The 7,639-nt window shown below is 49.6% G+C and carries 7 protein-coding genes; 6 read left to right on the forward strand and 1 reads right to left on the reverse strand.

Annotation, left to right across the window (positions count from 1 at the left end; translation table 11 throughout):
- Positions 1 to 2,540, reverse strand: a 2,540-nt coding sequence (locus PMG25_RS21975; RefSeq protein ID WP_283769039.1) for an NB-ARC domain-containing protein, incomplete at its 3' end; no start/stop codon positions are given.
- On the opposite strand from PMG25_RS21975, the gene PMG25_RS21980 reads away from it, so the two are divergent.
- The 6 genes from PMG25_RS21980 to proB all read left to right on the forward strand — a co-directional run bounded on the left by PMG25_RS21980 (position 2,539) and on the right by proB (position 7,042).
- Entirely contained in the window at positions 2,539 to 2,721 is a 183-nt protein-coding gene (locus PMG25_RS21980; protein ID WP_283769040.1) for a hypothetical protein, read from the forward strand. The genes PMG25_RS21975 and PMG25_RS21980 overlap by 2 nt on opposite strands.
- An 87-nt stretch (positions 2,722 to 2,808) precedes the next feature.
- Positions 2,809 to 3,222: a Holliday junction resolvase RuvX gene (ruvX, locus tag PMG25_RS21985; protein WP_347178911.1), complete on the forward strand. Its 414-nt coding sequence runs from the start codon at positions 2,809 to 2,811 to the stop codon at positions 3,220 to 3,222.
- A gap of 180 nt (positions 3,223 to 3,402) precedes the next feature.
- Positions 3,403 to 3,963 carry a DUF3727 domain-containing protein gene (locus PMG25_RS21990; RefSeq protein ID WP_283769042.1) on the forward strand — a complete coding sequence of 187 codons (561 nt, stop codon included), beginning with the start codon at positions 3,403 to 3,405 and terminating at the stop codon, positions 3,961 to 3,963.
- A gap of 78 nt (positions 3,964 to 4,041) precedes the next feature.
- Positions 4,042 to 5,118 (forward strand): endolytic transglycosylase MltG, encoded by a 1,077-nt coding sequence (gene mltG / locus PMG25_RS21995; protein ID WP_283769043.1) that lies wholly within the window; start codon positions 4,042 to 4,044, stop codon positions 5,116 to 5,118.
- Positions 5,119 to 5,147: 29 nt separating this feature from the next.
- A complete protein-coding gene (locus tag PMG25_RS22000; protein ID WP_283769044.1) occupies positions 5,148 to 5,696 on the forward strand; it encodes a YqeG family HAD IIIA-type phosphatase in 549 nt (182 codons plus the stop codon).
- A gap of 239 nt (positions 5,697 to 5,935) precedes the next feature.
- Entirely contained in the window at positions 5,936 to 7,042 is a 1,107-nt protein-coding gene (gene proB / locus PMG25_RS22005; RefSeq protein WP_283769045.1) for a glutamate 5-kinase, read from the forward strand.
- The last annotated feature ends 597 nt before the right edge of the window (positions 7,043 to 7,639 follow it).

The raw sequence follows: 7,639 nt of genomic DNA on the forward strand, positions 1-7,639 counted from the left end.
CATGAACCCGACACCGCTCGTTTCCCATCTGGGGTCACCGCTACCGCTACTACCGGGTCACTATGACCGGAAAGGGTAAGCTGTTGCTCTCCCGTCTGCAAGTCCCACACTTTCAGCGTGTTATCCCCTGAACCCGATACCGCTCGTTTCCCATCTGGGGTCACCGCTACCGCTCCTACCAAGTCACTATGACCGGAAAGGGTACGGATAAGCGCCCCATCGGGGGAGTCCAGGCAGCGCGTGAGGGGACGAAACCAGGTTCCGGTCTGTCGCGCCTGAGCCTGCTGTAATAACTGCTCCACTTTCCCCCCACCCCGATGTTGGGGTAAGTAGCGCCCCACCTTGGGCAGCTTTTGCCAAAAGTATTCATACTCGTACTGCTGCATCTGCTTCCGGTCGAGCAACCTGCCCCACAACTGATGGGCCAACTGTTGCTTATCCTGATTTAAAACATGGGCGCTCATCCGCAACGTCTTCTCTAAGCGACTGAGAAATCTATCCTTTTCCCCCACCTGCCCAAAGTCCTGCAACAGTTGCTCAATATCCGTCGCCTCTAACTTCTGCTGCAACCAATCAAAATCACCCAACAACTGGGCCAACGCCGCCTCTTCCCCCGCTTCCCGGAAGTGATAGGCTGCCTGCTGATACAAATAGCGCTCCCCGTCTACTTCTGCCCCCGTCCAGGGAAACCGCCCCCCCGCATAGCTGGCTAAAAACTCTCGATGCACCCTCACTCTATCCGGGAGCTGCTCCTGGAGATACTTCTGTTGCACGTCATGGAGCGCCACCCACCGCTCTGGCGATGTGCCCTCCACAAACACCAGCGCCCGTTGCGCCAACTCCGTCAACCACTGCCGCAGGCGATACTCTGGCTGCTTCCCTTTCCGTCCCCACAACTTCACCAGCGCTGCTTCCGATATCTTCACGTCCGGCGCAACCACACCCAACTCCAGATAGGCCTGCTGTTTCTCCGGCTCCAACACCTGGATACTCGTAGTTATCGCTTTATAAATGCTGCCGTGGGGATGCTCGAAAAACTTCAAGTTAGCTTTCTGCAACGCCATCAACACATCAGCCCAACTATTTCCTTGTCCCACTTGCGCTCCCGCCAGCGCCAGAGCTAAGGGCAACTGTCCGCACTCCTTCACCACCGCTTTAGCTTCCGGGGGCAACATCTCCACATGCACATCTGCCCACTGAGCCAACAACTGCAAGGACTGGTCTTCGTTTAACATCCCCACCTGATAGCCTTCCGCTCCCAACCCCTGCACCAAGCGGCTATCCCTAGTGGTGAGCAGTAACTGACAGTCCTCTCCCAACACCTCCACAAACCGTTCCGCTTCCCGTTGCTGCCAAACATCATCCAGCACCAGCAAGCAACACTTATCCCGCAACACTTCCGACAGATAGGCATCCCACGCGCCTGCATTCTCCTGATAAGCGTGCGGCTCTCCCAAGGCAGTCGCCAACCGTTTATACAGTTCCATCGGTTTCGGCTCTATGCCCACCTCCAACCACACCACCCCATCCACAAACCTACGCCGCACGTCATTATCTCGCGCCAACTCCGCCGCCAAAACGGTTTTACCAATGCCTCCCATCCCCTGCACGCCCACTTTCCGCGCTTGTCCCGTCATCACCACCGGGCGACTGCTCAACACCCGGCGCTTCAACTCCTCCACATCCTGGGGACGGGGCAAAAAGCGGTCAGGCTTTTTGGGCACAGTATCCACCGACCCCAAACCCGGCCAAGGTTTCGCCCGTTTCTCCTGGGGCTGCTGCTGCCGCAACGCTTCGGCACAGATGCGCGAAAACTCTTCGCGAGTGGGCATCTGTTGCAACCGTTGCTCAATGTTGTCCAGTTTGGCTAACGTGGCTCCATGTAAATTAAACAACATCGAGGCAAACGCTTGTCCGCTTTCCCCCGCATCATCTTTCAGCACTTCCCGCAAGTTACGATTAAAATTATTAGATAATTCCGATACTAAAGCCTCCATAATATCCTCATATTCTGTCACCTCCCCCAACAACTGCCCCTGCTTGCGTCCCTGCTCAAACAGCCACTCCACCACCTCGCGCCACCCTTCCTCTGGCAATACTTGATACTCGTCAAACGCTTCCGGGTGACGAGAAAAAACCTCGACGAGCTGTTCTTCCTGAACCTTCTCAAACAGCTCTACATTCTGGTGTTGCTTGGCCCACTCTAGCCAATAGCCCTCAATCTGTTTCCCAAACCGCTCTAACTCCCCTTTAATCTCCCGATACTGAGGCGCAACCGTCTCAATTAACGTCCGTGCCACCGTGCGACCCGCAGCCTTAGCCAAGTCTTGATTCTGTAATATCTCGCGATGGTTGAGTAATTTCTTAACAAACTCCCCCAGGTTATTCCCCACCATCCCGGCGGTAAAATTCGCTATCCCTGTAAACGCCGCGCCAGAGGGGTCAGTAACGGCACAAGCGGCGATAGAGAGTAATCCCAGAATCGCTGTCCCCCCCAACAGTTGTTTATTTAACCGGAGAATGCGTGTAATCTTGTCCATGGCTTCTGAGTCTTTGTTAACCCAATTTCCCTATGATAATATTGCTCTCCTATGGGGCGCTACCCGTTATTTATGTCATAGAAACCCCACCCAAGTCGCGCACGGAAGCCTTCGCCATGACTACCGAGTGGATCGCGATCGCTTCATTCTACTGTGTTCCATTCGCAATGACTGGACTTGATATCCATGGGTCGTGCATGTCTATAATCGAGAAGGTAAGGATTACGATCGGCGCGATCGAAGAGTGGGTAAGGTTAGAGGAGATTCCATGATTTCAGCCTTGGGTTTAGATATCGGTCAGAAACGGATTGGGGTGGCGGGATGCGATCGCCTCGGATTACTCGCCACCCCCCTCACCACCATCGATCGCCAGTCTTTTGAGCAAGATATTGCCCTCCTCAAGCCAATCATTGCCGAGCGAGAGGTGAGTATTTTAATCGTCGGCTTACCCTATCTCATGGATGGCCAACTCGGCACGCAAGCTCAACAAGTCCAACAGTATGGCGATCGCCTCCAGAATACCCTCAAATTACCCATCGAGTATATCGATGAGCGCTTTACCTCCGTGGAAGCCACGGAAATACTGGTCTCCCGAAAACGCTCCCCCTCTCGCAATAAGAACTTAATTGATGCCCAAGCTGCCGCCTTAATTTTGCAGCGCTGGCTAGACGATCGCTCCTAACCCATTCCCCATTCCCCACTCCCTATTCCCCACTCCCCATTCCCCATTCCCCATTCCCTATTCCCCATTCCCCCATTCCCCCATTCCCCCATTCCCCCATTCCCCATTACCGCGCGAAGCACTGTATGATGAAAGGTTGAAGTAAATCCCCAATCATCTTGGTAAATAGGACGTAACCCCATGGATCAAGAAGCAATGGAGAATGATCCCCTAACTGTATTCTTAGCTGATGCCAAGGGAAAGGAATTAGAATGTACAATTGAATATTCCTTTACCCATGAAAACGAAAACTATTTGGTTTTATTACCCAAAGATACTCCAGTAGAGATTTTTGTCTGGCAAACGTCTGGCGATCAGGAAGACTTGGTTGCTGTAGAAGATGAATCGGCGATCGATGAACTCTTTAGCCTAGCTAAGGCAGTTTTATCTGAACAAAATCTGAAGCTCAAACCCACGGGGATCACCCTAACAGTAGAAGGAGAGATCCCAGATCTAGAGGAAGAAGACGACGATGAAGAGATCGATTCTAATGTAGAATCGTTTCAGTTATTGGCCAGCTTCTATTTTGGCGAACATGAGTATGAAATTTCTACACCTTTAGATCCGCTATTTTTATTAGCGAAAATGAACGACAATGGCAAAGCCCAAGAACTGTCTGCCTCTGACCTCAAATCCATTGAACATTTATTACCAGAGATTGAACAAAATTTAGAAGAACAGATCTTAAATGCTCTGGACTAATTGAGAGAATGGGGAGAGAAAAGATAAACACACTTCCCAGGGTGCAGCAGTAGCAAACCATGCAATATTTCACCAGTTATGACAACCGGCAATTCACGAATCACTAAGTGGTTCTTTTATTTGATTCTTTTTCCCGTCGTTGTGGGCTTTTTTGGGTGGCAAGGATGGCGGTGGTGGAGTTGGGCAATTAGTCCTGTCCTTTCTCCGAGTGCCGATCGCGCAGAAAACCAAGTGTTAGTCGAAATTGCCCTGGGAACTTCGGGACAACAAATTGGTGCGGATTTAGCCGATCTAGAACTGATTCGCTCAGAGCAAGCCTGGACGATTTGGATGAAATGGCTCAGATTACAGGCTAAACTCAAACCTGAGTTAGAGGGCCAGTTCCAAGCAGGAACCTATCAGTTGTCCCCCACCCAGTCCTTACCGGAAATTGCAGCTCAGATTCGTTCTGGGACTGTGATACAAGCGACTTATACCATTCCTGAAGGCTGGACGTTAGCCCAAATGGGGGATTATTTTGAAGCCCAAGGATTTTTTAGTGCTGAAGAGTTTTTAGAAGCGGTTAACCAGGTTTCTCCTCAAGATTATCCTTGGTTACCGACTGTGCCGAAATTGGAAGGGTTTTTATTCCCGGATACTTATCAGATTTCGGGCGATCGGGTGAGCGCAGATCGGGTGGTACAACAAATGCTAACCCAATTTGAACGGGTCGCCCTACCTCTGTATGAAGAGGCGAAACAACAAACGGATCTAAGTCTGTTGGAGTGGGTGACGTTAGCCAGTATCGTGGAAAAAGAGTCCGTGGTAGCCCAAGAACGGGGGGTGATTTCGGGGGTATTTCATAATCGACTAGAAACAGGGATGACTTTAGGAGCCGATCCGACGGTGGAATATGGTTTGGGGATTAAGCAAACCCCGGATCAACCTTTGACCTTAAAAGATGTGAATACGCCTAACCCTTATAATACCTATTTGAATCCGGGATTACCTCCAACTCCGATCGCCGCTCCGGGTAAAGCGAGTTTAGAGGCGACGCTTTATCCGCAAACAACGGAGTATCTCTATTTTGTCGCTCGTTATGATGGGACGCATATTTTTAGTCGCACTCTAGACGAGCATAACCGAGCCATTAACCAAGTTGCCCAACAACGTTAACGAACCCTGAATGGGTCTGATTTTTTCTTATGTCTTCTAATCTTCTCCTGCAACCGGATCTTGTACTCGGTGGCCCAATTTTAGAATTAACGCCAGATTTATTGCGTTTGCATGGTCTCAAAGGTCTCATTCTAGATGTAGATGATACACTCGTCCCCATGAATACACAGTTGGCTTCCGATGAACTGCAAACCTGGATTGCAGAAATTCGGCCCCTAGTTTCGATTTGGCTTGTGAGTAATAACCTAAATTGGCTAAGAATTCGGGCGATCGCTGAGTGTTTAGACTTACCGTTTATGATGGGAGCTGCTAAACCCTCCCGGCGAAAACTGCGCCAGGCCGTGGATAAGATGGGTTTGCCTCTCGATCAAGTGGCCATGGTTGGCGATCGCTTGTTTACTGATGTGTTAGCGGGCAATCGTTTAGGAATGTTTACAATTCTGGTGGAACCGATGGTTGATCCCCGCCAAAATCGTCAACCCTTTCACGTTCGATCCTTTGAGGTGTGGTTCTCTCAGGTGTTGGGCGCTCGCTTAACACCATCCGTACAAAAGTTTACAAATTTTGATAAAACCTGAAAAACTGAAATATAAAGAAAAGATTACGAATCGGGGATCAGCAACAAATTAATGCAATTATTAGAATTAAGTTCAAATGGGGTCAGCTCATATAAAGACCCTAAAGATAAATCCTTGTAAATATTTTACCCTGGTAAAGCGTCGGGTCTCACTATAGAGGCACTGGCGCTTTACACTGTCTGATGCTCTCCCTTGATTCCGACAATTCCATTTCTAATCCGTTCTTCGTTACCCCATCCATGGCCCTGACCCTTGTGATTAAAATTGGGACTTCTAGCCTGACCGATCCTCAGACTGGAAACCTTTCCCTGTCTACTTTAGCTCTCTTAGTTGAAGTTCTAAGCCAACTCCGCCGCCAAGGCCATCGCGTGATTTTAGTGTCTTCGGGGGCAATGGGGGTGGGGTGTTCGCGGTTAGGTTTGAAAAAGCGTCCCCGTGATATTGCCCTGAAACAGGCGATCGCCGCCGTAGGTCAAGGTCGCTTAATGCGGATTTACGACGATCTCTTCAGCACCTTAGATCAAGCGATCGCCCAAGTATTACTGACGCGCCGAGATCTAGAATCGAGGATTTCCTACCTGAACGCCTATGATGCCTTCCAAGAGCTGCTCGATCTGGGCGTGATCCCCATTGTTAATGAAAACGATACCGTCGCCACAGATGAACTGAGACGCAAATTTGGGGATAACGATACCCTAGCAGCCCTAGTTGCCAGTCTAGTAGAAGCGGATTGGCTATTTTTACTCACGGATGTCGATAAACTCTATTCTGCCGATCCCAATCGGGTTCCTGATGCCCAACCGATTTCCCACGTTCGCAGCCTGGAAGAGTTAACCGAAGTAGAAGCAGGTGAGGCTTCTACCTGGGGAACCGGAGGCATGAGTACCAAAATCGCGGCCGCTCGTATCGCAACCAATGCGGGAGTGCGGATGGTGATTATGCAAGGGCGCTATCCTAATCAAATTCCACGAATCTTAAATGGGGAAGAAATTGGCACTCAATTTCATCCCACTCCCCGAACTATGAATGCTCGTAAACGCTGGATTGCCAATGGATTGGTTCCCTCTGGCACAGTAACTCTCGATCCGGGAGCAGTTAAGGCTATTTGCGATCGCGGAAAATCGTTATTAGCGGTAGGAATTTCTGGAGTCAAGGGCCGATTTCAGTCCTCAGAGGCAGTGATTCTTTGCGATCTTGAGGGTAAAGAAGTGGCTCGCGGAATTGTCAATTATGGCAGTGATGAATTGGATTTAATTAAGGGCCACCGTTCCGATGAAATTACTGACCTTTTAGGATATGAAGGTTCAGATACGGTGGTTCATCGGGATAATTTGGTATTGTTCTAATCAATCCTACTGCCATGACACAGCTAAAATAGTGCATTAGCGTAGGGTGGGTTAGGCGGCTAAAACCTAGACTGTGATAGCAATCTCTCAATCCGCCGTAACCCACCATTTTAGGGTTTTCACGGCACTACTGGATTGTTTCATCTAATTTGATGCATTAGATTTTGTTTGTAGTGATTGCTTGAGCAATCTCCAGCTAGGCTTTTAAGCACTCTTCGTGCTTACTACAAACAAAGCTCTATTTTAGTCGAAACAGTCCACTACTATAGTCGATTCGCTTACAGCACTTTGCTCTGTTAAGGCAATACCTTCGCCAAAACCAAAAATGCCTTGATTCGTAGGTTGGGTTGAGGAACGTGCATGTCGGCGACAGCCGAAAACCCAACAAATACGTTGGGTTTCACTTCGTTCAACCCAACCTACGGGAAAATGGCGAAGGTATTGTTATGGAATACAGGGTTGAACGCTCAAAACCTTTTTCAACACGACTTTTGCCTTTTGCCTCTTGCCTTTTGCCTAGCGCGAAGCGCTGTAACAGTGAGACATATAGCGCTTTCCGCTTCGCGGACATGAACGCGCTAGGGAATAGGGAATAGG

It is taken from the genome of Roseofilum capinflatum BLCC-M114 (genome assembly GCF_030068505.1).
Lineage (GTDB): Bacteria > Cyanobacteriota > Cyanobacteriia > Cyanobacteriales > Desertifilaceae > Roseofilum > Roseofilum capinflatum.